The following is a 23,981-nucleotide window of genomic DNA, read 5'->3' as shown; positions in this document are numbered from 1 at the left end:
GCCGCACCCGGGCCGGGGCCGCGCGCGGGCGGGCGGCGGGGGCCGATTAAAGTCGGGGACATGCCCCACAGCCCCACTGCGCGCAGCCGCGCCGCCGCGCGGAGGTCCCGGTGATCGACGCGCTGACGGTCGCGGTCGGCGTGACCGCCCTCGTACTGGCCGCCTGGTGCGGCTTTGCCGCGTACCGCGACGAACCGACCAAGGACTGGCACTTCATCGGGATGGCCGTCGTCTCGCTGCTCGCGCTCGTGCAGCTGGTGACCGGCATCGTGAAGCTGGCGGGCGGCGAGCAGCCCGACGACGGTACGGCGATCTTCCTGGCGTATCTGATCGGCGCCGCCGCGTGCGTGCCCGCGGCCGGGTTCCTGTCGCTGTCGGAGCGGACCCGCTGGGGTTCGGTGACCGTCGCGGCGGGCGCCGTGGTGCTGGCCGTGCTGGAGGTACGGCTGTACGACATCTGGGGAGGCGGCCATGGCTGAGCCCGCGACGTCCACCACGAAGGACGCCGGCGGCCGGCTCTCCCTGGGCTCGGGCCCCGGCCGGCTGCTGGTCTGGCTCTACGGCGTCTTCACCGTCGCCGCCGCTTCCCGGGCCGCGTTCCAGCTGATCGCCCAGTACGACCGGGCGCCGCTGTCGTACATCCTCTCGGCGGTCTCCGCCGTGGTGTACGCCTTCATCCTGTTCTCGCTGGTCCGCGGCGGGGAGGCGGCGCGCAGGGTGGGCCTGGTGTGCTGCTGCCTGGAGCTGCTGGGTGTGCTCGGCGTGGGCACCTGGACGCTACTGGAGCCGTCCGCCTTCCCCGACGACACCGTCTGGACGGGGTACGGCTACGGCTACCTCTTCATCCCGGTCTTCCTGCCGGTCACCGGGCTGCTCTGGCTGCGCCGCGGCCGCCGCGCGGGCTGACCCGCCCCGCTCCACGGCCGCGGGCCCCGTACGTGCGGATGCACATACGGGGCCCGCGGCACATGTGCGGGGAGGCTCAGGCGCTCGCCACGTATGCCTTCGCCGTCGCGTCCTTCTCCAGCGTGATCAGGCTGAGCCGGCGGCTGACCTCTTCGGTGCCGACCTGGGCGTAGCCGCGGCTGCGGTACAGCCGGAGGTTGCCCTCGCTGCGGTGGCCGGTCAGCAGCCGGAAGCGGGTGGCCGCGTACTCGGCGGTCAGCCGCTCCTCGACGGCGGCCAGCAGCCGGCTGCCGAGCCCGTGCCGCTGCATCCGCGGATGCACGATCAGCTTGTCGATGCTGCCCACGCCGTCGGCGCCGACCGCACCGCGCACGGAGCCGACGACCTCGTCGCCGAGGCGGGCGACCACCACGCATCCGTCGCGCATCTCGGCGCGCAACTCATCGAACGTCTGCGTGAGCGGCTCGATCGAGTAGTCGTCGTACAGCGCGGCCTCGGACTGGTAGCACAGGTACTGCAGCTTGAGGATCTGCTCGGCGTCGCTGTCGGTCGCCGCAGAGATGGTCACGCTCATGCCCATGCGTGCTGGCCTCCCCTTTTCGGTTCGGTGAGCCCGGGTGCCATGAGGGTGTGGTGGCGCCCGGACGGATCTGCCCTGACTTGATGGCACCACGGGATGCGCGGCGCCGCCATGGCGGGGTCAACGCTCCTTTCCCCGGAGTTCAGGAACTCCAACCTCCGCCGTCAGCATTCTGCGCAGACATGCCAGACAACGGGAACGGAGCGGCCCCATGCTCCCCTGTGACATTCCCAACTCAGATGAGACCTCACGGTAGGTCGGATCGCCGCCCGCCAACAGAGCGCGTACCAACTCCGGGCAGCGGCCGGGCAGTTGCGCGGCGACGGCGAGCAGCGCGCGGCGCCGCTCGGAATCGAGGACCAGCGGCTCGGCGACGGCGCCGACGCGCGGCTGGGTGCCCATGGGGTCGTACGGGATCTCGCGGCGGGACCGCCGCAGGGCGCCGCGGACCTCGGCCTGCACTGCCCGGCGCAGCCAGCGCGCGGGCTCGGGCGGCGGACCGGCCATTCGGGTGTACCGGAGCAGCCGCGCCCACACGCCCTGCTCGATGTCCTCGGCCTCGGCCCCCGCGGCCGGCGCCTCGGCCGCCACCTCGGCGGCGAGGAGCGGGCGCAGCGCGGCGATCAGCTCACGGTCGCGGTCCGTCATGTCCGCGCTGACAGCGCCGGGCGGGCCCGCGGTTTCCCCGTGTCAACGCGGCCGTGTCACGCGTGGGTGCACGGGACCGGCCGGGCGACGCGCGGGCCGGGGTCACCACCCCGCGCCCGCCGTCACCACCCTGCGCGCGGTCAGCGCTTGCGGAACTCCGCGGCCGCCAGCAGCGCGGTGTCCGGGTTGTCGGAGAAGATCCCGTCGATACCGGTCGCGTAGAGCGCCTTGAAGTAGGCGAGGGAGTCGCCGTACGCGGCCGGGTCGCTGCCCTTGCGCAGGTCGACCGGCAGGAAGGTGTTCTCGTTGCGGACCGTGTACGGGTGCAGGACCAGGCCCGCGTCGTGCGCGTCCTTGACCACCGAGGAGGGCGTACCGAGCTTGCCGTCGGCGGTGCGCGGGATGATCACGGTGAGGTCCGGGCCGATGCCCTGCGCGAAGGAGGCGATCCAGCGCAGCCCCTCGGGCTTGACCAGGTCGGCGACGGTGCGCGGGTCACCGGCCTCCTTGAAGTCCCAGGGCTGGGTCTTGAGTGTGCCGAGCAGCACGACCTTCGGGCAGTCGACCAGCTTGTCCAGCCGCTGGATGCTGCTCGGCTCGAAGGACTGCAGGAAGTTCGGGGAGTCCTTCTTGTGCCGGCCGTACTGGCGCAGCAGCTTGGCGAGCGGCTCCTCCAGGCCGAGACCGAGCTTCCGGAAGTAGGTGGGGTGCTTGGTCTCGATGTGCAGCCAGATGCGGCGGCCGCGCTTCTTGCCCTCACGCTCGGCCCACTGGAAGACCTCTTCGAGGGTGGGGATGTCCCAGCGGCCGTCGTACAGGGTGTTGTGCTGCCGGGTCTGCGGGATGCGCTCCTTGGCGCGCAGGGTCTTCAGCTCGGCGAGCGTGAAGTCCTCGGTGAACCAGCCGGTGAACTTCGTGCCGTCGACCGTCTTGGTGGTCTTGCGGCCCGCGAACTCCGGGTGGTCGGCGACGTCGGTGGTGGCGGTGATGTCGTTCTCGTGCCGGCAGACCAGGTGGCCGTCCTTGGTGGGGACGAGGTCCTGCTCGATGATGTCCGCGCCCATGTCCAGGGCGAGCTGGTACGAGCCGAAGGTGTGCTCGGGGCGGTAGCCGCTCGCGCCGCGGTGGCCGACGACCAGCGGGACGGGCAGTTCACCGCCGCCGTGAGCGCCGTGCCCGCGCCCGGCCGCGATCGCCGTACCGGTCCCGCCCAGCACCGCCGCTCCGGCGCCGAGCGCCGCAACGCTCAGTACGGTCCGCCGCCCGGGTCGCTGCGCCTTGTCCATATGTCCCCGACTCCTTGTGGCTCTGTGAGGTCCGGCACCTGCCGGTGCGGGGCTGATCGTAGGCCCGTACAGCTTTCCGATGGGAGACATCCGACCGAACACGCGGGTGAACGTGCGTGACGTATGGGTGTTTTTGAGGTCGCCCGGAAGGGGCACGGACCTCGGCCGCGCCCTGCGCGGTGTGCGGCATTCCACAGGCCCGCGGCGATCTCTTCCGGCCAGTCGCGAACATCCGTACGCATCATCTGTCCCACAGGCGGTGTAGACGCGGCCCCTGCGTTCTACGCATGTCGGCCCGGTTAACCACCCGTGACGCAGCGGAAGGGCGTGTCAACTCTGCGTATCGGTCCCATGAACCCGATGTGCGATCGAGGTTGGGCCGCGAGTATCGTCCTCACCTGCAGACTCCTGCACTGACCAGCCAAACCGGAGGGCCCGTTGTCCCGCATTCTGCTGAAGGCGACTCTCGGATTCGTCATGCGTGTCCTGTTCCGCCCGAAGGTCGAGGGGATCGAGGGCATTCCAGGCAGCGGACCGGTGATCCTGGCCGGCAACCACGTCACCTTCATCGACTCGCTGTTCCTGTCGCTGATCGTGGAGCAGCGGACCAAGCGCCAGGTGTACTTCATCGCCAAGGACGAGTACGTCAAGGGGAAGGGCGTCAAGGGCCGCCTGATGGCCTGGTTCTTCACCACCGCCGGCATGATCCCGGTGGACCGGGACGGCGGGCACGGCGGCGTCGCCGCGCTGATGACCGGCCGCCGCGTCCTGGAGCAGGGCAAGGTCTTCGGCATCTACCCGGAGGGCACCCGCTCCCCCGACGGCCGGCTGTACCGGGGCCGTACCGGCATCGCCCGGCTGACGCTGATGACCGGCGCGCCGGTCGTCCCCTTCGCGCTGATCGGCACCGACAAGGTGCAGCCCGGCGGCAAGGGCATGCCCCGCATCGCGCCGGTGACCTGCCGCTTCGGTGAGCCGCTGGACTTCGGCCGGTACGACGGCATGGACCGGGACCGCTACGTCCTGCGCGCGGTCACCGACGAGGTCATGAGCGACGTGATGCGGCTGTCCGGCCAGGAGTACGTCGACGTGTACGCCACCAAGGCCAAGGCGGCCTGACGCCTCGCCAGCTTTCCGGGCCCCCTGCCGCTGTGCGCGGCAGGGGGCCCGTTGCGTGGGTCAGCGGCCGCCCAGCGGGGCGCGGCGCGCGAGGACCTTGCGGTGGCTGATGCGCCAGCCGTCGGCGGCCCGTACGACGGTGTCCTCGTACGTGACCGTCCCGCACGTGCCGTCCGCGTTGACGCCGATGCCCTTGGAGCGGGCCTGCACCCCGCCGTCGGCGGGCAGCTCGGTGAGGACGATGTTGGTGACGTGGTGACCCACCGGGATGGCCTCACCCAGCGCGAACGCCGCCTCACGGATGGCCCGCACGCCCTTCAGCGGCGGCTGCCCGAAGTCGCTGACGTCGTAGACGACGTCGGCGGTGAACAGCTCGTCCAGCCGGTGCAGCTCACCCTCGTCGAACAGGTGCCCGTGCAGCGCGAGCAGCTCGGCGATGGCGGTGCGGTCCTCGGCGGCCAGTGCCATGACGGTCCTCCTCCGGAAGCGCTCGAAGTCCTGGCACGGCGCAGGCTACCGGCGCGGACGCGCGCGCCGGCCGCGGGACGCGCGGCCCGGCCGGGTCCGCACCCGCCGGGCCCGCGCCGGAACAGCAGCCCGGCCTCTCAGTCGCCGCCTTCCAGCTTCCGGCCGCGCAGCAGTATCCACGCGGCGGCCGCGGCGGCCAGTGAGATGACGCCGCCGGCCACCGCGGCGGCCTCCATGCCGTCGGTGAACGCCCGCTGCGCGGCGTACAGCAGCTGCTCGCCCGTACGGTGCGGCAGGTCGCCCGCCGTCTCGACCGCGCCGCCCAGCGACTCGCGCGCCGCGCCCACCGCGTCGGCCGGCACCCCTTCGGGCGCCGTGAAGTTCCGGTACACACCGGTGACCACCGAGCCGAGCAGCGCGATACCGAGCGCGGAGCCCAGTTCGTACGCCGTCTCCGAGACCGCCGAGGCGGCGCCCGCCTGTTCCTTGGGCACGCTGGAGAGGATCACGTCGGCGGTGATGGTGAAGGAGAAGCCCGCGCCGACACCGACCACGAAGAGGATCGTGCCCAGCACCGGCGTCGCGGTGTCGGCGGTCACCCAGGCGCACGCCCCGAGCCCGAGCCCCACCAGCACCAGCCCGCCGGACACCACCGCCCGCACCGACAGCCGGCGCGCGACGGGACCGGCGGCCAGCCCCGCGCCCATCGCGCCGACGGCGGCGGGCAGTTCGACCAGCCCCGCGTTGAGCGGCGAGCGCCCCTGCACCATCTGCAGGAACTGGGACAGGAAGAACAGCAGCCCGGCCAGGCCCAGGATGGTCAGCAGGTCGGCGAGCACGGCACCGGAGAAGCCCCGGTTGCTGAAGAGCTTCATGTCCAGCAGCGGCGCGGGCAGCCGCAGTTGGCGGCGTACGAAGCCGACGAGCGCGGCCACGCCGATGACGCCCGCGACGGCGACCCCGGCCCCGACGCCGTGCGCCGCGGCCTCCTTGATCGCGTAGACCACGCCGACCATGCCGACCAGCGACAGCCCGACGCTGGTCAGGTCCCAGGGACCCGGCTGCGGATTGCGGGACTCCGGCAGCACCTTGATGCCGACGGCGACCAGTACCACCATCACCGGCAGGTTGATGAGGAAGACCGAGCCCCACCAGAAGTGGCCGAGCAGGAAGCCGCCGAGCACCGGGCCGACGGCCGTGCCCGCGGAGGCCGCCGCGCCCCAGATGCCCACCGCCAGGCTGCGCTCGCGGGGGTCGTGGAAGAGGTTGCGGATCAGCGCGAGGGTGGACGGCATCAGCGTCGCGCCGGCCACGCCCTGCAGCGCCCGCGCCGCGATCATCATCTCCGGCGTCGTCGCGTACGCCGCGAGCGCCGACATCGCGCCGAACGTCACCGAGCCGGTCAGCAGCAGCTTCTTGCGCCCGATCCGGTCGCCCAGGCTGCCCATCGAGACCAGCAGACCGGCGATGACGAACGAGTACACGTCGCCGATCCACAGCAGCTGGGTGCCCGACGGGCGCAGGTCCTCGCTGAGGTACGGCGCGGCCAGGCCCAGCACGGTGGCGTCGACGCCGACCAGCAGCACCGCGAGGACCAGCACGGCGAGCGCGAGCCAGCGCCCCGGGCGCGGCTGTTCCACTGTTGCCTTCCCGGCCGCCCCCGCGGCCACGGCCCCGCTCATCGTGTGCTTTCCCTTCGTACGCCGCCGAGCAGCAGTTCGGCGATGGAGTGGTTGCGGTCGGCGCGGGCCAGCCGGCCCTCGTGCACCGACCAGGCGCCCGCACAGATCAGCCCGTACAGCGCCTCGGTCAGCCAGGCCGGGGTGAGATCGATGCGGAAGGTCCCCTCTTCCTGCCCCCGCCGGAAGAGCGCGTGTATCCGGGCGTCGAGCCCGAGCCAGCCTTCGTTGATCTCCTCGCCCTCGAAGAGCTGGTTCTCGGTGTAAAGGAAGGCCAGCACCCCGGCGACCGGCTCCAGCTCGCCGATCAGCCGGCGCAGCGCGGCGTCCGCGCCGCCCTCCTCCAGCCGGGCGGCGTCCAGCGCCCGCGCGCTGTCCTTGATGCCCAGTTCCTCCAGCGCCCGGATGAGCGCGTCCCGCCCCGCGAAGTGCCGGTGCAGCGTCGCCCGGCTGATCCCGGCGGCCCGCGCGATGTCGTCCATCGAGGCGGTGCTCTTCCGGGTGAGCAGCGCTGCAGCGTCCTTCAGTACGCGTTCTCTGTCCACGGCCATGAGACAGATCGTACGTGAATGAGACACCAATGTCTCATCGACTCCGCCCCTGTCTCACTCTCGACCCACCATAAGCACACAAAAGCGGCCGCCGCCCGGTCGAGGAGACCGGACGGCGGCCGCTGCCGCCATGAGGCGCTTACTGCTTGGCCGTGGCCCACGCCTGCTGCGTGGCCAGGTCCGCCTTGACCTCGGCGAGCTGGACGGCGACCGCCGAGGGCGCCGTGCCGCCGCGGCCGCTGCGCGAGGCGAGCGCCCCGGGCACGTTGAGCACGGTCCGCACCTCGGGCGTCAGATGCTCGGAGATCTTCGCGAACTGCTCGTCGGTGAGCTGGTCCAGCTCGATGCCGTGCGCCTCGCACTCCTTCACGCACTCGCCCGCGACCTCGTGCGCGACGCGGAACGGCACGCCCTGCTTGACCAGCCACTCCGCGATGTCGGTGGCGAGCGAGAAGCCGGCCGGGGCCAGCTCCTCCATGCGCTCGCGGTTGACGGTCAGCGTGGCCATCATGCCGGTGAAGGCCGGGAGCAGGGTCTCCAGCTGGTCGCAGGAGTCGAAGACCGGCTCCTTGTCCTCCTGGAGGTCGCGGTTGTACGCGAGCGGGAGCGCCTTGAGGGTCGCCAGCAGACCGGTCAGGTTGCCGATGAGGCGGCCGGACTTGCCGCGCGCCAGCTCGGCGATGTCCGGGTTCTTCTTCTGCGGCATGATCGAGGAGCCGGTGGAGAAGGCGTCGTGCAGGGTCACGAAGGAGAACTCCTTCGTGTTCCAGATGATGACCTCCTCGGCGATCCGGGAGAGGTCCACGCCGATCATGGCCGTGATGAAGGCGAACTCCGCGACGAAGTCACGCGAGGCCGTGCCGTCGATGGAGTTGCCGGCGGAGCCGTGCTCGAACCCGAGGTCCTTGGCCACGGCCTCCGGGTCGAGGCCCAGCGACGAACCCGCCAGCGCGCCCGAGCCGTACGGCGAGACGGCCGTCCGGTCGTCCCACTGGCGCAGCCGCTCGGCGTTCCGGGACAGCGCCTGGACGTGCGCGAGGACGTGGTGCGCGAAGAGGACGGGCTGGGCGTGCTGGAGGTGGGTACGACCGGGCATCGCGACGTCCGGGTGCGCCTCGGCCAGCCCGATCAGCGCCTCCTGGAGCTCGCCGAGCAGGCCGCCGAGGATCCGCGCGTGGTCCCGCAGGTACATCCGGAAGAGCGTCGCGACCTGGTCGTTCCGGGACCGGCCGGCCCGCAGCTTGCCGCCGAGGTCCGGGCCGAGGCGCTCCAGCAGGCCGCGCTCCAGCGCGGTGTGCACGTCCTCGTCGGCGATGGTGCCGGTGAACGAGCCGTCGGCGACGTCTCGTTCGAGCTGGTCGAGACCGGCGATCATGCGGTCCAGCTCGTCGGCCGTCAGCAGGCCCGCCTTGTGGAGCACACGGGCGTGCGCACGGGACCCGGCGATGTCGTAGGGGGCCAGGCGCCAGTCGAAGTGGACGGACGCGGACAGCTTGGCCAGGGCCTCGGCGGGACCGTCCGCGAAGCGGCCGCCCCAGAGCCGGACGTCACCGTTGCTGCCGTTGCTCACGTGGTGCTCCTCGTGGGTGTGTGTCCGGCTTCCCGCCGGTGGGGGTGCCGCTGCGCCCACCCGTGCCGCCCCAGCGGCACGACTGCCCGCAGCGGGTGGGGTACGGACGATCAGGACAGGTTGCGCTTGGCGGCGATCTTGCTCGACATGCCGAAGAGCTCGATGAACCCCTTCGACAGCGACTGGTCGAACGTGTCGCCGGTGTCGTACGTCGCCAGGTTGAAGTCGTACAGCGACTGGTCCGACTTCCGCCCGGTCACCACGGCACGGCCGCCGTGCAGCGTCATCCGGATGTCACCGGAGACGTGCTGGTTGGCCTCGTTGATGAAGCCGTCCAGGGCGCGCTTGAGCGGCGAGAACCACAGGCCGTCGTAGACCAGCTCGCCCCAGCGCTGCTCGACCTGCCGCTTGTAGCGGGCCAGCTCGCGCTCGACGGTGACGTTCTCCAGCTCCTGGTGGGCGGTGATCAGGGCGATCGCGCCGGGGGCCTCGTAGACCTCGCGGCTCTTGATGCCGACCAGCCGGTCCTCGACCATGTCGATCCGGCCGATGCCCTGCGCGCCGGCCCGCTCGTTGAGCTGCTGGACGGCCTGGAGGACGGTGACGGGCTTACCGTCGATCGCGACCGGCACGCCCTCCTTGAAGGTGATGACGACCTCGTCGGCCTCGCGCGGGGTGGCCGGGTCGGCGGTGTACTCGTACACGTCCTCGATCGGCGCGTTCCAGATGTCCTCCAGGAAGCCGGTCTCGACGGCCCGTCCGAAGACGTTCTGGTCGATCGAGTACGGCGACTTCTTGGTGGTCGCGATGGGGAGGTTCTTCTCCTCGCAGAAGGCGATCGCCTTGTCCCGGGTCATCGCGTAGTCGCGGACCGGGGCGATGCATGTCAGGTCGGGCGCGAGGGAGGAGATGCCCGCCTCGAACCGCACCTGGTCGTTGCCCTTGCCGGTGCAGCCGTGGGCCACGGTCGTCGCACCGTGCTTCTTCGCGGCGGCGACCAGGTGCTTGACGATGGCCGGCCGGGAGAGCGCGGAGACCAGCGGGTACTTGTCCATGTACAGCGCATTGGCCTTGATCGCCGGGAGGCAGTACTCCTCGGCGAACTCGTCCTTGGCGTCCGCGACCTCGGCCTCGACCGCACCGCAGGCGAGCGCGCGCTTGCGGATGACGTCCAGGTCCTCGCCGCCCTGGCCGACGTCCACAGCGACAGCGATGACCTCGGCGCCCGTCTCCTCGGCGATCCAGCCGATGCAGACAGAGGTGTCAAGGCCGCCTGAATAGGCGAGTACGACGCGCTCGGTCACGGGTTTCTCCTCAGGGTGCATACGCTGATGGGTATAACTATGCAGTGCTCCGTATGTTTCGTCAACCGTGCTGGTCAGAGGGGGTACGCGAGGCGCCTCAGCCGCCCTCTCGCAGCAGATTCAGCAGCACCGCCGCATGACTGAGCTCCAGCTCCCTGGTTGCCGTCAGCAGGGTGAGCGGCCCCTCCGCCGCCAGCCCCCGCAGCCGCTCCAGCGCGCCGCGCCCCGGCTCCCCGGACAGCTCCGCGCGGTACCGCTCGGCGAACTCCTCGTACGCCTCCGCCCGGTGTCCGTACCACTTGCGCAGCTCGTTCGACGGCGACACGTCCTTGCACCACTCGTCCAGCCGCGCCGCGTCCTTCGCGAGCCCGCGCGGCCAAAGCCGGTCGACGAGCACGCGCGCCCCGTCATCGGGGTCCACGGCGTCGTACACACGCCGCATTCGTACCGTTACATCCTTACTCATGGCGGCATTGAAACACCGCTCGCGGCGCCGCGCCCGGACCCCGGGACGGGCCCCCGACCGGTCCCGGCCCGGACCCCGTTTTGGATTCCGGGCCGCGGACAGGTATTTTTCTTCTGCACGCACCGCCCGGGCCCGCCCGGGAGCGGTGCAGAGCACCGGGACGTGGCGCAGCTTGGTAGCGCACTTGACTGGGGGTCAAGGGGTCGCAGGTTCAAATCCTGTCGTCCCGACGGTGTTTTTGCAGCTCAGGGGCCATCTTCGGATGGCCCCTGAGGCGTTTCCGGGCTATCGCGGCCGAGCAGGCCGTACGGACCGCGTCAGCCGCGGACGCGGATGAGTCCCCACACCCCCTCCGACAGTGTCCAGCGCAGTACTCCGCTGCGGTACGCGTAGTCGCCGGGGCCGCCGGCCGTCAGGTCCAGGGTCCGTACGCTGCCGGGGCTCAGCGCGCCGAGGGAGCCCACTCGGGGCTGCTGCAGGTGTTCCTCCATCGGCCAGGTCGCGCCGTGCACCTCGAAGCTGTGGTTGCGCGGCTTGTCCGTGCCGAACACAAGATGCAGCCGGACGCGGTCGCCTTCCCGGCACTCCAGCAGCGGCGTCGGCGGCCGCGGGTCGGCCAGGGACGGCCGGGACGGCACCAGGTGGGCGCTGCGGTAGTTGATGCCCTTCTGTCCCGCGTCCTCGGGGTCGTCCTGCAGATCGCGCACCGGCTGGTCGGGGTCGCCGTCGTGGTAGTGCCGCATGCCGTCCTGGACGATCAGGACCAGCTCGTGGACCGGCGGCCCGTCCGGCCCGCGCAGCAGGGTCCGCGCCCCGGTCCACCGCTCGGGCGTGACCTCGGCCGGCTCGACGATCAGCGCGCCGACCAGCCCGCGGTGGCGGTGGGTGCGCAGGTCGGCGCGGTCCTGGAGGAGGACGGCGCCGGGTGTGTCGGCGTACCAGCGGTACACGATCTCGTCGCCCGGGCCCACCGTGCCGTCGGGGTTGCGTCCGATGTGCGCCCCGTCGCCGGTCCGTACGTCGTAGCGGACCAGGCCGCCCGGGTGCAGCGACACCCGCTGGGAGATCTCCCGGGTCGCGGGGTCGTCCTTGGCGGGCAGCGGCGGGTCGAACGGGGTGGGCGTCAGCGGCACCGCCAGCTCGTTGCGGAGCCGGATCTCCACCCATTCGCCGGCCCGGCAGCGGATGATCAGCGGCTCGTTCTCGGGCTGGCCGTCGGTGCGGTACTCCACGCCGAACGGGTCGGAGCGCTGGTCGCTGTAGCGGAGCTCCTTGCTGCGGGCGCGCACCCGGTAGCGCCGGGCCCGCGAGGCGCGGAACGGCGGCAGCGGGTCAGCGGTGCGGCGGCCGGGCAGCGGAGGCAGGTCCGGCTGTTCCCCCTCGTGCAGCCGGAAGAGCCCCCAGCACCCCATCCAGGTGTCGTCTATGCCCGCGAAGAGCCACAGGTAGTCGCCAGGGCCGCGGTACTCGTCGAGGTGGAAGCTGAATGCCTCGGAGATGCCCAGCGTCTGGTGGTCGCGCAGCGGTGACGCCTGGTCGTCGCGCCAGGCCCGCCAGCGCATGCCGTGCACCATCAGACCGTGCTGCTCCTCGTGGGAGCCCTGGTACAGCCGCAGCCGGACCGGTTCGCCCGGGTAGCCGCGCAGCAGTGGCGTACCGGGGTCGCCGTGCTTGTCGCTGGAGAACCAGTCGGCCGGTTCGTCCCCCCTCTCGTGCAGCGGTTCGCAGCGGTAGCCGACGGCCATCGCGCCGTGGTCCTCCAGCTGGCCGGGGAATTCGGGCGGGTTGATGGGATCGTCGCGGCCTTCCTTGCGCTCGAAGAGCGGTACGAAGTCGGCGACGCCGAGGACCTGTTCGCGGAAGGCCGTGCCGTCCGGGAGCCGCACCACCGCCTGGTTGGCGTTGCGCACCTCGCGGTCGTGGTCGTGCGGGTCGACCCACACCGCGCCCTCCGGCTCGGCGATCATGCTGCCGAACAGGCCGTGCCGCTGCCGTTCGTTGGCGAGCAGGTGGTCGTGGAAGAAGACGACGCCGAACTCCTCGTCGCAGTACCAGCGGTACATCCACGAGTTGTACCGGGCGAAGTCCTCCGCGCCCTGGTCGGTGGTGGTGGTACCGGAGAGGTAGTTCCAGCCGACGCTGGCGCCGTCCGACACCAGCGGATCGAACTTGACCAGGTGTACGTGCAGACCGCATTCGGGCTGGAAGGGCAGCACCTGGTCGAAGGCGGTCTCCTCCTGGCAGCCGACCGGCAGCGCGTTGGTCAGCGTGAACTCCAGTACCTCGCCCTTGCGCCCGCGGATGGCGATGGGCTGGACCTGCCGGTGGCCCTCGGCCAGCTGCCGCCGGAACTCCTCGACGCCGCCGGCCTCGTCGATCTCCTCCTTGAGCGCGAAGAGGTGGCCGCGCGGGTCGTACCACCGGCTGCCGTGCCCGGCTTCCCCGCCCGGGTGGCCGTTGCCGCCGTCGAAGTACGTGACCGGCGCCTCCAGCACGACGAGGTGGTAGCGGCGGACCGGCGGGGTGATACCTGCGGGCGTCACCTTGGTGAACGCCTCGCCCGGCTGCGGGTCGTCGACGAACGCCGCGCGCTCCAGGGCGGTGGGCTCCCGGCCCATGCCCTCCGGCATGTGCGGGGTGCGCGGCGGGCGGGGCGACTTCTGCGGGAATTCACCGGGGATGAAGGCGGGGAAGCCGGGTCGCTCGGCGGTGGGCGGCTGCGGCTGTTCGGGATTGCCGGGCAGCGGGCGCAGGGCCACGATCGGCGTGCCGTCGGGGTAACGCCCCGATCCGTCCTGCAGCTTGTCGAAGATCCGCCAGATCCCCCACATCCCGGAGTGGAAGTGCGGATACAGATGGCAGTGGAAGATCGCGTCGCCGGTGGCACGTTGGACCGAGCCCGCGACCGTCTCGATGGTGAATGCCTGCTGCGGGCCGATGGAGATGGAGTCGATCAGCGGCGAGTCGTCGTTGCCGGGCACCGCCCGCCACTGGTGCAGGTGGAGGTGGAAGACGTGGGTCTCCTTGATACCGGCGTGCACCAGCCGGATCCGCGTCCGGTCGCCCCGGTAGGCGCGCAGCAGCGGGGTCGACGGGTCGCCGAACAGCCAGGAGCTGTGGTGCTGTTCCTCGCCGACGATCTGGTCGCGCACCGGGTCGATCTCCCCGTCGGCGAGCATCTGCTCGTAGGCGAAGGCGCGCCAGCCCATCGGCTCGGTGCGGTAGCTCATCAGCATCATCGACGCGGCGTGCCCGTCGTCGTGCCCGCCATCGTGCCCGCCGTTGCCCGGGTCGTGGTCGCCGAAGATGTCCGGCGCCAGCCGCTCCCCGCCGGCGGCGACGGAGTGGGTGTGCGGGCGCGGCAGGTCGCAGTGGTACCGCGGGTGCGGCGGCAGGACGGGATTGTGGTTGTGCGTCTCGTCGTGCATGAAGATCGCGTACTCGCGGAAGCTCGGCTCGCCGGGCAGGTGCACGTCCGCGTACAGGCCGGAGGCCAGCGGCCCGCCGGTGACCGGGTCGGTCCAGGTCGCGCCGCGCGGCTCGACGATCAGCGCGCCGAACAGGCCGTGCGCGTTCGAGCCGTGCTCGGAGCCGCGCAGGTCGGCGAGGTCGCCGAAGAAGAACGTGCCTTCGTTGTCGCACCGCCAGACGTAGGTGCGGCGGCCACCGTCGGGGTCGGCGGCCGAGTCCGGGTTCCTGCCGACCCTGCCGCCGTCCGCGTCGAGGACGTCGTAGCCGACGCCCTGCGCGTGGATGCCGGCGCGCTGCGGCAGTTCATTGCGGAACCGCACCACGACCTTGTCGCCGACGTTGGCGCGCAGGACGAGCGGCCGGACGAGCGGGTGCGGCTTCGGGAGCCGGTCCGGCTCCTCGATCGGGTTCGGGAACGGGTCCGGGAACTGCTCCCGGACCCGGCGCAGCTCGGCCTCGTCGGCCGCGAGCGCGTAGATCATGCCGTTCGGGTCGTGGTCCCCCCACGTGTCATACACAATCGGAATTTGAAGTGCCACCACATCGTATGTCCGTAATGCCATGAGGCATCCCCCTGTGATGTGAAGAGTCATACGTCGTACGACACGGAGCTAGACGGCCCCTCACTTCACCCGGGTTGCTCACGGACGGACGGCACCGGGAGCCCCGGGAGCACGACGGCGCGCCGCGGCGCGGTCCCCTCGTTGCGGTAAGCCCCCCTGTGCAACGAGATGAGCGGTCATCCGCCCTCGGAGCACGCCGGCGCGCCCCTTCGTATCGATCCCGCGTCGGTCAGCGTGAACCAGACACTCTTGCCGTCCTCGGCGGGGCGGGAGCCCCAGGAGTCGGCGAGCGCGTCGACGAGCGTGAGGCCGCGGCCGGACTCGTCGTCGGTCCCGGCGGTCCGCGGGCGCGGCAGGTGCGGGTTGCGGTCGGTCACCTCGACGGTGAGTCCCGACTCGGTGCGGCACAGCCGCAGCCGGACCGGGCCCCTGCCGTGCTGGACGGCGTTGGTGAGCAGCTCGGACGTGAGCAGCTGGGCGTCGTCGGTGAGGCCGGCCAGCTGCCAGGCCTTCAGGGTGGCGGCGAGGTACGCACGGCCCTCGGACACCGCGGCGGGCACGGCATCCAGTTCGCGGCCGGCGGTCAGCGGCGGGACGCTCGGCATGCGGGCGAGGAGCAGGGTGACGTCGTCGTCGCAGCCGTCGGGGCCGGGCAGCAGGCCGGCCAGTACGCTGTCGGCCGCTTCCTCCAGCCCTGATGCGGTGGCGAACGCGCCGGCCAGGGTCCGCGCGAGGACGTCGATCCGGGCCTCGATGTCGCAGCCGGGCGTCTCGATCAGGCCATCGGTGTACACGGCCAGTGTGGCGCCGGGCGGCAGGGGGACGGTGACCTGCTCATGACCGGTCGTCCCGACGCCGAGCGGCATGTTCACCGGCACCGGCAGGGTGCTGACCTCGGCGTCGGGGGTGACCAGCAGGACCGGGAGGTGCCCGGCGGAGCAGATGTCCGCCTGCCCCGCTTCCGGGTCGATTTCCAGGTAGCAGCAGGTGACGAACTGGTCGGGCAGGTCTGCCACGACCGCTTCCATCGTGTGCATCAGCTGCCGCGGAGACATCCCGCTCTTGGCCAGCGCATGCGCGGCCGCGCGCAGCTGCCCCATCACGGCGGCCGCCTCCAGCCCGCGGCCCATGACGTCGCCGATCAGGACGCCGACCCGGCCGGCGTCCAGCGGCACCAGGTCGAACCAGTCGCCGCCGACGCCCGCGCCCTGAGTGGCGGGCAGATAGCGGTGGGCGGTGTGCAGCCCTGGCACCTCGGGCGGGGTCCCCATGAGGCTGCGCTGCAGGGTCAGCGCGACGTGCCGCTGCTGTTCGTACAGGGCGGTGAGCTCGGCCGTGGCCCGCTTCTGCTCGGTCACGTCGCGGGCGATGGCACAGGCGCCGGTGATTCTGCCGTCGAGGGAACGGGTCGGCCAGAGGGTGAGATCCACGTCGATCCGCCGTCCCGCCCTGGTGATCCGCAGGGTCTCGAAGTGCTCGATCTTCTCGCCGCGGCGGAGCCTCCCGAGCAGCTCGTCGATCTCGCCCGCGCGGTCGAGCGGCGCGAGCATGGACACGTGGGCGCCGATCGCCTCCTCGGGCGTGTAGCCGTACAGGCGCTGCGCCGCGGCGTTCCAGTACGTGATGCGGCCGTCCAGGGTCTTGGCGAGTATTGCGTCGTGCGAGGACTCGACCAGGTCGGCGAGGCCGACGATCCGTTCCTCGGCCGATTTGCGGTCGGTGACGTCCCGCGCGGCGACGGCCACCAGGGTGCCGTCGGCCGTCTCGATCGGGCTGAGGTTGATCTCGACGGGGAATTCGGTGCCGTCCCTGCGCACTCCGTACAGGTCCAGCTCCGCCCCCACCGGGCAGACCTGCCGGTTGTGGGCGTAGCCGTGCCGGTGCAGGACGTGCAGGCTGCGGAAGCGCTCCGGTACCAGGATCTCCACCGGCCGGCCGAGGAGCTCCGTGCGCTGATATCCGAACAGAATCTCGGCCTGGGCGTTGACCAGCTGGATGGCGCCGGTCACGTCGACGATCACCGTCGCTTCCGGTGCCGTTTTCAGCAGGGTACGGAACCAGCCGTCCCTGACCTCGTGCTGTCCGGCGTCCGGGAGCGGGCCGGGCCGCAGCCGGCCCGCCGCCGGTCCGTTCGCTCCGGCGGTTGCGGTGGGCTGACACAGCATCAGGGACAGGCCGACGTCGGGCTGCTGCCCGGTGTGCAGGAGCAGGCGGGTGCACAAGGAGTCCAGGGCCCCCTCGACGGACGGCACACGCAGAGCGGCCGTCGCCTCGCGGAGCACAGGGAAGGGCGCGCCCTGCGGGTCGCGGGCCTCGGTCAGACCGGCGGTGTAGAACAGCAGCCGCTCGCCGGTGCGCAGGCGGCAGCGGTACTGCCGCGGGTCCGGCTGCCGGCCCAAGGGGCGAGTGGCCACCGCGGGTTCCAGAGGAGAGACGCCGTGCCCCGAGTGCAGGGGAGCCGGATGGCCGCAGTTGACCAGCCGTACCTCGCCCGGCGCGAACTCGGCGAGCACCGCGGTGACGCAGCCCTCCGGGCCGAGCTGCGGCGTGAGCTGTGCATCGAGCGCGGAGGCGAGCCCGGGCAGGTCCTCCGCCGTCCGGGCCAGTTCACGGAAGCCGGCGCCCGCGGCCGCGGTCAGCCGCATCGCGTCCGGGCCGCTCCCCTGGACATCGCCGACGATGATCCGCACTCCGAAAGGCGTCCGCGCGACATCGCACAGCCCGCCGCCCCTCCGGGCCTGCTGTGCAAGGCGGCGGTAGCGGACGGCGCACACGAGCATGCCGTCGAGGTGCAGCGAGACGGGGCGCAGGCCCCGCTCCCGGGCGGCCCGTACGGCCTTGTGGGCCAGCGATTTCAGCGCCCGCTCGGACGCGGTCCGGTGCCACGCCACGTACACGGTGAGGGCGCAGCCGGTCAGCAGCCCGCACCACCGGAGGAGGAACGAGGCCGTCAGAAGGTTGCCGCCTGCCAGGCCCGTCGCCGCGCCGAGCGGCACCGCCCAGCAGCAGACGAGCACGGTGTGCCGCACGGCGAGCCGCGTACAGGCCAGCAGCGGGCCGATGACCAGCAGCGCGACGAGCTGCACGCCGATCAGCGCGTCCAGCACGGCGATCAGCAGGGAGACGCCCGCCGATACCGGTAGCAGGGGAGGCGGGGGTTGCCGCCGCCCCGGCACACAGATAGCCGACATGCTCTGCTCCCCCCGAACGAGCGGTGCAGCGATCAGTCTCCGTCCCCGGTCGGCCCGGGGCGAGGATCTGGTCCGATCCACCCTCTCCCGAACTAGGCGCTCAACGGTGCCTTGTCCGCAACACAACGCAATCTGCCCGGTTGTCTTCGGATCGGCGCGGGTCCTGCCACCAGGAACGGGGCCGTGCGGGCGCCGCGGCCTGCAGGCGGACGCCCGGGACACGGGCTCTCAGTCCCCCGGCTCGCGGTCCGCGCGGTGCATGACGGTGGTGGCGCCGGGGAGGTGGCCGGCCGGGTCGCGGCGGCCCACCGTGCCGTGGCCGAGTACGCCGTGGTCGTAGGCGGTTTCGGCGTGGACGGTGAGGTCGAGGCCGGCCTGTTCGTGTTCGGGGTCCGCGCGGAAGCCCATGACCTTGTCGATGGCCTTGCCGAGGGCGTAGCTGACGAGGAAGGCGTACGCGCCGGTGGCGAGGACGGCGACGAGCTGCTTGACGAGCTGGCCCGCGCCGCCGCCGGAGAACAGGCCGGCCGGGCCGTCCGTCATGGCCGAGGTCGCGAAGAAGCCGATGAGCAGGGTGCCGAGGACGCCGGCGACGAGGTGGACGCCCACCACGTCCAGGGAGTCGTCGTAACCGAAGCGGAACTTCCAGTTGACGGCGTACGAGCAGACCACGCCGGCGATCAGGCCGATCGCGAGGGCGCCCCAGATGCCGACCGAGCCGCAGGACGGGGTGATCGCGACGAGTCCGGCGACCGCGCCGGAGGCCGCGCCGAGCGTGGTGGCGTGCGCGTCCCGGCGCTTCTCCACCAGCAGCCAGCCGAGCAGGCCGGTGCAGGCCGCCGCCTGGGTGTTCAGCAGCGCCATGGCCGCCTTGCCGTCAGCGGCGACCGCGGACCCGGCGTTGAAGCCGAACCAGCCGAACCACAGCAGTCCGGCGCCGAGGATCACCAGCGGCAGGCTGTGCGGCCGCATGGCTTCCTTGCCGAAGCCGAGCCGCGGCCCCAGTACGAGGGCGAGCGCCAGCCCGGACGCGCCGCAGTTGACCTCGACGACGGTGCCGCCCGCGAAGTCCAGCGCGCCCAGCCGGTCCAGGATCCAGCCGTCGGGCGCGAACACCCAGTGCGCGACCGGTACATAGACGAGGAGGGTCCAGAGGGCGGCGAAGGCCACCCAGGCGCCGAAGCGGGCGCGGTCCGCGATGGCGCCGCTGATCAGCGAGACGGTGAGGATCGCGAAGGTGAGCTGGAAAGCGGCGAAGAGGGCGGTCGGGATGTTTCCGGTGACGCTCTTCGGGCCGATGCCGTGCATCCCGAGGTGGTCCAGGCCGCCGATCAGGCCGAGGCCGGCGTCCGGGGCGAAGACCAGACTGTATCCGATCGCGAGCCAGACGACGGTGACGACGGCGATCGCGACGAAGCTCATCATGAGCATGTTCAGCACGCTCTTGGCGCGCACCATGCCGCCGTAGAAGAGCGCCAGGCCCGGCGTCATCAGCAGGACCAGGGCCGTCGCGGCCAGCAGCCAGGCGGTGTCCCCGGAGTCGATTCCGGCAGGCATGTGGGTCAACCTTCCTGCCCGGCGGAGATGACAGGGGGCGACGCCGGGCCAGGGAAGAGAGTGACCCGCCGCAATTTCCGCTTTCGAACGTCGGTGTTTCCGCGACGTTTCGCGTTACCCCGGTGTTTCCCGCAGCTCCCGGCGCAGGATCTTGCCTGTGGCCGTTTTCGGCAGATCATCCAGGAAGGATATGGAACGCGGGTATTTATAGGCCGCCATCTGCTCCTTGCAGTACCCGATCAGCTCCTCCTCCGTGACGGATTCGCCCCGTTTGACGGACACGAACGCCTTCACCGTCTCGCCCCGGTACGCGTCCGGCACGCCGACCACCGCCGCCTCCCGGACCGCCGGATGCCCGTACAGCACGTCCTCCACCTCGCGCGGCCACACCTTGTACCCGGCCGCGTTGATCATGTCCTTCTTGCGGTCCACGAGGTAGAACCAGCCGTCGGCGTCCATGAAGCCGACATCACCGGTGCGCAGCTCGCCGCCGGGCAGCGCCGCGGCGGTCGCTTCCGGCTTGTTCCAGTACCCGGGCACCACCTGCGGCCCGGACGTGGCGATCTCCCCGGTCTCGCCGACCGGCACCTCCGCCCCGTTCTCATCGAGGATGCGCACGACAGTGTTGAAGACCGGTACGCCCACCGACAGGGCACCCGACTCCGGGTCGACCGGCGCCTGCGCGCCGAGCGGGACGGCGTGCGAGGGCGAGTTGGTCTCCGTCAGCCCGTAGATGTTGTGGATGTACCGCCCCGTCGCCTTCTCGAACTGCTCGTTGACGGCCGGGGCGATGGGCGCGCCGCCGGAGTAGACGGCACGGAGCGAGGAGAAGTCCTCGCGGGTGGCGTCCGGGGCGCCGGTCAGGCTGATGAAGACGGTGATGGCGCCGACCGTGAACGTCGGCCGGTGCTCGCGCAGTGCGTCCAGGACGACGCCCGGGTGGAAACGGTGCGCGAGGACGAGCGGGCAGGGCAGCAGCAGGGCGAGCGCCAGATGCCCGATGAGCCCGGTGATGTGGAACAGCGGGGCGACGCCCAGAATGCTGTCCGCCTCCGTCAGCCGCATCCACTCCCGGTACGTACAGGCGTTGAACAGCATCGTGCCGTGCGTGTTGAGCGCGCCCTTGGGCTCCCCGGTGGTGCCGGAGGTGTAGGTGAGGACGGCGATGTCGGCGGGGGCGGGCGACGCGGGCTCGGGGGCCCGGCCCGCGTAACGCTCGACGAGCGTACGGAGGTCGAGCGTCCCCCGGGGACGGCCCCGCCGCGTACCGTCGAACAACCGCACATCGTCGCGCGTCTGCCAGTCCAGCGCCGAACAGGTGACAACGGTGGCGACCTGCGTGACACCACCACCGATGACGCCCCTGGCCACGTCCTCGTACAGCTCGTCCAGGCACAGCAGCGCGCTCGCGCCGGAGTCGGTGAGCAGATACCGCAGCTCGCGCGCCTTGTTCATCGGGTTGACGGCGACCGCGGCGCCGCCGGCCTTCCAGGCGGCGAGCAGGCCGATGACGAATGCCGGGCCGTTCTGGAGGTAGAGCGCGAGCCGGTCGCCGGGCGCAAAGCCGTGCTCGGCCAGGGCAACGGCGAGCGCGTCGGAGGCGGTGTCGAGGTCCGCGAGGGTGAGGACGCCGTCGAAGTACCGGATCGCCTCGGTACCGGGGCTGCGGGCGACCGAGGCCCGGAAGGCGTGCAGGAGGGTGGGGTGTTCGGGCGTGATGTCGGCAGGGGTTCCCTCGGCGTACCGCGCCAGCCACGGGCGCTCCGTGTAGCCGCTCACTTGATCACCACGGGGTTGACGGGGGCGCCGGTGGCGCGGTGCACCTTCAGCGGCGCCGCGGTGTAGAGGAAGGTGTACCGGCCGTCCTCCGCGCAGCTCGCGGCGAGCTTCTCCAGGTCGCAGAGTTCGGTGAGGGCGATGCCGAGGTTGCGCATCAGGGCGCAGTGCAGCGGCAGTGCGAAGCCGGTCCCGGGCTCGATGGTCCGCTCGTTGGCGATGGTGTCCGTGACGAGGTTGGGGATCTCCTTCTCCTGGAACCAGCGCACCAGCTCGGGGCTGTACGTCAGCCCCGGCTCGCAGAAGTCCTCGTAGAACGCGTCGCCCTGCTCGTGGAAGAGCGCCAGGAAGTTGGTGCGGACGAGGAGGATGTCGTGCGGCTCGATGACGGTGCCCTGCGCCGCCGCGCACGCCTCCAGGTCCTCGTGGGTAATCGTCTCGCCCGCCTCCAGGTTCTTCTTGCCGCGGAAGCGCGCCATGTCGAGGAGGATGCCGCGGCCGGCCACGCCGCGTTCGGCGATCGGCTCGACGCTGGCCCTGTCCAGCCCGCCGATGGTCGTCCGGGCGTCGTACCCGTTCCAGATCTTGCCGCCGTACCAGACGTGGCCGAGCGCGTCGTACTGCGTGGACCCCTGCAGAAAGGCGTCGATCTTGTCATCGGCGTAGTGCAGGCCGCCGGGCGCGTCGGGGGCGTCGGCGCCGTCCCAGTGCGACTCGTCCATGATCATGGTGCGCTCGGCGGGCGACCGGCCCGGCCACACGGGGTCGCCCTTCGGGTCGCCGATCAGCCGCTGCAGGGTGAAGACCTGCCCGGAGCGGATCTGCGCCGCGCCGCGCAGCACCTCGGCCGCGTCGAGGTAGTTCAGCGCACCCACTTCGTCGTCCGGCCCCCACTTGCCCCAGTTGGTGGGGGCGTCGCGGAGCAGTTCTTCCATGGTCGTGATGTCGGTCATCGAAACGCGCCTTCCTCACGCCGGCCATTACCGACCAACCGCTCGGGTTGGCAGTGCGCTGGTTACTGTGAATCAGCTCTCAACCCACCGTCAACGGGTCGGCAAGAAGGTTTCTCAAGGCGTCCACGGACGGCGCATGCTGTTCAGCTAGGCTGAACAGCATGCAGGAGAGCACCCCTCGGCCCGGCGGCGTGGGGCCGGCCGTACGGCAGGCGCGCGAGGCCCGCCGGCTGTCCCTCCGGGAGCTGGCACGGCGCCTGGAGGTGAGCCCCGCGACGCTGAGCGCCATCGAGAACGGCAAGGTCGACATCACGGTCGGCCGCCTGCACCGCATCGCCGACGCGCTGGGAACGACGGCCGACCGGCTGCTCCGGTCCGGCGGCCCGGCGGCTCCGGCCGGTACTGCGGAGGCGGAACCGGGCGGGGCGGAACGCGACTGGCGGGTGTTCGGCCCCCTGGACATCGATCCCGTACTGTCCGCCGCCATCGGGGTGTTCGTGGCGGCGGGCTATCACGGGGCGACGGTGCGGGAGATCGCGGCACGCGCCGGGATGAGCGTGCCCGGCGTGTACCACCACTACCCCAGCAAGCAGCACCTGCTGGTCGCGACGCTCGACCGCACCCTGAGCGAGCTGCTGTGGCGGGTACGGGCCGCCCGCCGGGAGGGCAGCACCCCCGCCCGCCGGGTCGCCCTAGTCGTGGAGGCGCTGGCCCTCTTCCACACCCACCGCCGCGAACCGGCCTTCATCGGCGCCAGCGAGATGCGCAGCCTGCACCCCGCCAACCGGCGCCGGATCACCGCACTCCGCAACGACGTCCAGCACATACTGGACGCCGAGATCGACGCCGCGGTACGCGAGGGCACATTCACCACCCCCCACCCACGCCACGCCGCCCGCGCAATCGCCACGATGTGCACCTCACTCCCCCAGTGGTTCCGCACCGACGGCCCGTCCACACCGGAACAGATCGCGCGCGAGTATGCGGGGTTCGCGCTGGGGTTGCTGGGGGCACGGTCGTCAGCCGTGTGAGCGGCCGGCGGTCGACTGCACGGCCGTGGCCAGCGCCAGTGCGGCGATGTCCGGGCCCGAGCAGCCGCGTGAGAGGTCGTGGAGGGGGGCCGCCAGGCCCTGGAGGAGGGGGCCGATGGCGGTTGCGCCGCCGAGGCGTTGGGCGATCTTGTATCCGATGTTGCCGGCGGCCAGGCCCGGGAAGATGAAGGTGTTGGCCTGCCCCGCGACCGGTGAGGCGGGGGCCTTGGCGCGGCCGATCGCGGGTACGGCGGCCGCGTCGTACTGGAGGTCGCCGTCCACCTCCAGGCCCGGATCGGCCGCCCGGATCAGGCGTACCGCGTCGCGGACCCGGTCGACCTGAGGGTGCTGCGCGCTGCCCTTCGTACTGAAGGAGAGCAGCGCCAATCGTGCGCGTTCGTCGGTGAGTTGCTCGTACGTGGTGGCCGTGGCGCGGGCGATGTCGGCGAGTTCCGCGGAGGTGGGGTCGACGACGACGGCGCAGTCGCCGTAGCCGAGGGCGCGGCCGTCGGGCAGCACCATCAGGAAACTGCTGGAGAGCGTGCGGATGCCGGGGGCCAGGCCGACGACGTAGAGGCCGGCGCGCAGTACGTCGGCGGTGGGGCGGTTGCTGCCCGCGACACAGCCGTCGACGTCGCCGAGGCGGAGCGCGGTGGCGGTGAGGAAGAGGGGGTCGGCGGCCAGTTCGCGGCGGTCGTGGGAGGTGAGGCGGCGGCGTGCCTCGAGGGCTTCGGCGAGCGCGTCCGTGCAGCGGGGGTCTTCGGCCAGCCGGGCGGGGTCGAGGATGTCGAGGGCGTCGGGGTCCTCGGGGAGTTTGAGGTCGAGATCGGCGGCGAGGTCGCGGATGCGGGTGGGGGTGCCG

19 protein-coding genes and 1 tRNA gene are annotated in these 23,981 nt (G+C 71.7%); 5 read left to right on the top strand and 15 right to left on the bottom strand.

All coding sequences use genetic code 11. From position 1 onward, the window contains the following. Positions 1-110: 110 nt before the first annotated feature. Positions 111-479 carry a hypothetical protein gene (locus CCS38_RS12900; protein WP_223733382.1) on the top strand — a complete coding sequence of 123 codons (369 nt, stop codon included), beginning with the start codon at positions 111-113 and terminating at the stop codon, positions 477-479. Next, positions 472-906 carry a hypothetical protein gene (locus CCS38_RS12895; RefSeq protein ID WP_223733381.1) on the top strand — a complete coding sequence of 145 codons (435 nt, stop codon included), beginning with the start codon at positions 472-474 and terminating at the stop codon, positions 904-906. Before CCS38_RS12900 ends, CCS38_RS12895 begins: the two co-directional genes overlap by 8 nt. A gap of 76 nt (positions 907-982) precedes the next feature. Here CCS38_RS12895 and CCS38_RS12890 read toward each other — a convergent pair whose 3' ends face one another. The 3 genes from CCS38_RS12890 to CCS38_RS12880 form a co-directional block, all read right to left on the bottom strand. Then, on the bottom strand, positions 983-1,486 hold the full coding sequence (locus CCS38_RS12890) for a GNAT family N-acetyltransferase (protein ID WP_223733380.1): 504 nt from the start codon (positions 1,484-1,486) through the stop codon (positions 983-985). 120 nt (positions 1,487-1,606) lie between these two features. After that, positions 1,607-2,134, bottom strand: coding sequence for an RNA polymerase sigma factor (locus CCS38_RS12885; RefSeq protein WP_223733379.1), 528 nt, complete (start codon positions 2,132-2,134; stop codon positions 1,607-1,609). A gap of 140 nt (positions 2,135-2,274) precedes the next feature. Then, positions 2,275-3,420: a glycerophosphodiester phosphodiesterase gene (locus tag CCS38_RS12880; protein WP_223733378.1), complete on the bottom strand. Its 1,146-nt coding sequence runs from the start codon at positions 3,418-3,420 to the stop codon at positions 2,275-2,277. 438 nt (positions 3,421-3,858) lie between these two features. On the opposite strand from CCS38_RS12880, the gene CCS38_RS12875 reads away from it, so the two are divergent. Next, positions 3,859-4,539, top strand: coding sequence for a lysophospholipid acyltransferase family protein (locus CCS38_RS12875; RefSeq protein WP_223733377.1), 681 nt, complete (start codon positions 3,859-3,861; stop codon positions 4,537-4,539). A gap of 60 nt (positions 4,540-4,599) precedes the next feature. Here CCS38_RS12875 and CCS38_RS12870 read toward each other — a convergent pair whose 3' ends face one another. The 6 genes from CCS38_RS12870 to CCS38_RS12845 all read right to left on the bottom strand — a co-directional run bounded on the left by CCS38_RS12870 (position 4,600) and on the right by CCS38_RS12845 (position 10,577). Beyond that, complete coding sequence (locus tag CCS38_RS12870) at positions 4,600-5,007, bottom strand: nuclear transport factor 2 family protein (RefSeq protein ID WP_223733376.1); 408 nt, start codon at positions 5,005-5,007, stop codon at positions 4,600-4,602. A gap of 137 nt (positions 5,008-5,144) precedes the next feature. Beyond that, entirely contained in the window at positions 5,145-6,689 is a 1,545-nt protein-coding gene (locus CCS38_RS12865) for an MFS transporter (RefSeq protein WP_223733375.1), read from the bottom strand. After that, positions 6,686-7,237: a TetR/AcrR family transcriptional regulator gene (locus CCS38_RS12860; protein WP_223733374.1), complete on the bottom strand. Its 552-nt coding sequence runs from the start codon at positions 7,235-7,237 to the stop codon at positions 6,686-6,688. The genes CCS38_RS12865 and CCS38_RS12860 overlap by 4 nt, the downstream gene beginning before the upstream one ends. Positions 7,238-7,376: 139 nt before the next feature. Then, positions 7,377-8,807, bottom strand: a complete 1,431-nt coding sequence (argH, locus tag CCS38_RS12855; RefSeq protein WP_223733373.1) for an argininosuccinate lyase — start codon at positions 8,805-8,807, stop codon at positions 7,377-7,379. 110 nt (positions 8,808-8,917) lie between these two features. After that, the gene (locus tag CCS38_RS12850; RefSeq protein ID WP_223733372.1) at positions 8,918-10,111 is read right to left on the bottom strand and encodes an argininosuccinate synthase; all 1,194 of its coding nucleotides are present in this window, start codon (positions 10,109-10,111) and stop codon (positions 8,918-8,920) included. Positions 10,112-10,208: 97 nt separating this feature from the next. Continuing rightward, the gene (locus CCS38_RS12845) at positions 10,209-10,577 is read right to left on the bottom strand and encodes a DUF488 domain-containing protein (RefSeq protein ID WP_223733371.1); all 369 of its coding nucleotides are present in this window, start codon (positions 10,575-10,577) and stop codon (positions 10,209-10,211) included. Positions 10,578-10,733: 156 nt separating this feature from the next. On the opposite strand from CCS38_RS12845, the gene CCS38_RS12840 reads away from it, so the two are divergent. Beyond that, positions 10,734-10,807: transfer RNA gene (locus CCS38_RS12840), tRNA-Pro, on the top strand. An 87-nt stretch (positions 10,808-10,894) separates the two neighbouring features. Here CCS38_RS12840 and CCS38_RS12835 read toward each other — a convergent pair. The 5 genes from CCS38_RS12835 to CCS38_RS12815 form a co-directional block, all read right to left on the bottom strand. Further along, entirely contained in the window at positions 10,895-14,566 is a 3,672-nt protein-coding gene (locus CCS38_RS12835; RefSeq protein WP_223733370.1) for a multicopper oxidase domain-containing protein, read from the bottom strand. A 221-nt stretch (positions 14,567-14,787) separates the two neighbouring features. Continuing rightward, complete coding sequence (locus tag CCS38_RS12830; protein ID WP_223733369.1) at positions 14,788-17,802, bottom strand: SpoIIE family protein phosphatase; 3,015 nt, start codon at positions 17,800-17,802, stop codon at positions 14,788-14,790. 228 nt (positions 17,803-18,030) lie between these two features. Then, a complete protein-coding gene (locus tag CCS38_RS12825; RefSeq protein ID WP_223733368.1) occupies positions 18,031-19,359 on the bottom strand; it encodes an ammonium transporter in 1,329 nt (442 codons plus the stop codon). Between the two features lie 114 nt (positions 19,360-19,473). Continuing rightward, the gene (locus CCS38_RS12820; RefSeq protein WP_223733367.1) at positions 19,474-21,138 is read right to left on the bottom strand and encodes a class I adenylate-forming enzyme family protein; all 1,665 of its coding nucleotides are present in this window, start codon (positions 21,136-21,138) and stop codon (positions 19,474-19,476) included. Then, on the bottom strand, positions 21,135-22,088 hold the full coding sequence (locus tag CCS38_RS12815; protein ID WP_223733366.1) for a cyclase family protein: 954 nt from the start codon (positions 22,086-22,088) through the stop codon (positions 21,135-21,137). Before CCS38_RS12815 ends, CCS38_RS12820 begins: the two co-directional genes overlap by 4 nt. Before the next feature lie 161 nt (positions 22,089-22,249). Here CCS38_RS12815 and CCS38_RS12810 point away from each other — a divergent pair, with 161 nt between their 5' ends. Continuing rightward, positions 22,250-23,119, top strand: coding sequence for a TetR-type transcription factor C-terminal domain-containing protein (locus CCS38_RS12810; protein WP_223733365.1), 870 nt, complete (start codon positions 22,250-22,252; stop codon positions 23,117-23,119). Here CCS38_RS12810 and CCS38_RS12805 read toward each other — a convergent pair. Next, positions 23,108-23,981: phosphate acyltransferase (locus tag CCS38_RS12805; RefSeq protein WP_223733364.1), on the bottom strand; the 874-nt coding region annotated here is incomplete at its 5' end. The two genes, CCS38_RS12810 and CCS38_RS12805, sit on opposite strands and share 12 nt — an antisense overlap.

The sequence above is a fragment of the Streptomyces purpurogeneiscleroticus genome (assembly GCF_020024005.1).
Classification (GTDB): Bacteria; Actinomycetota; Actinomycetes; order Streptomycetales; family Streptomycetaceae; genus Streptomyces; species Streptomyces purpurogeneiscleroticus.
Note: the sequence above shows the minus strand (reverse complement) of the source record. Positions and strands in the feature narration are given on the sequence as shown.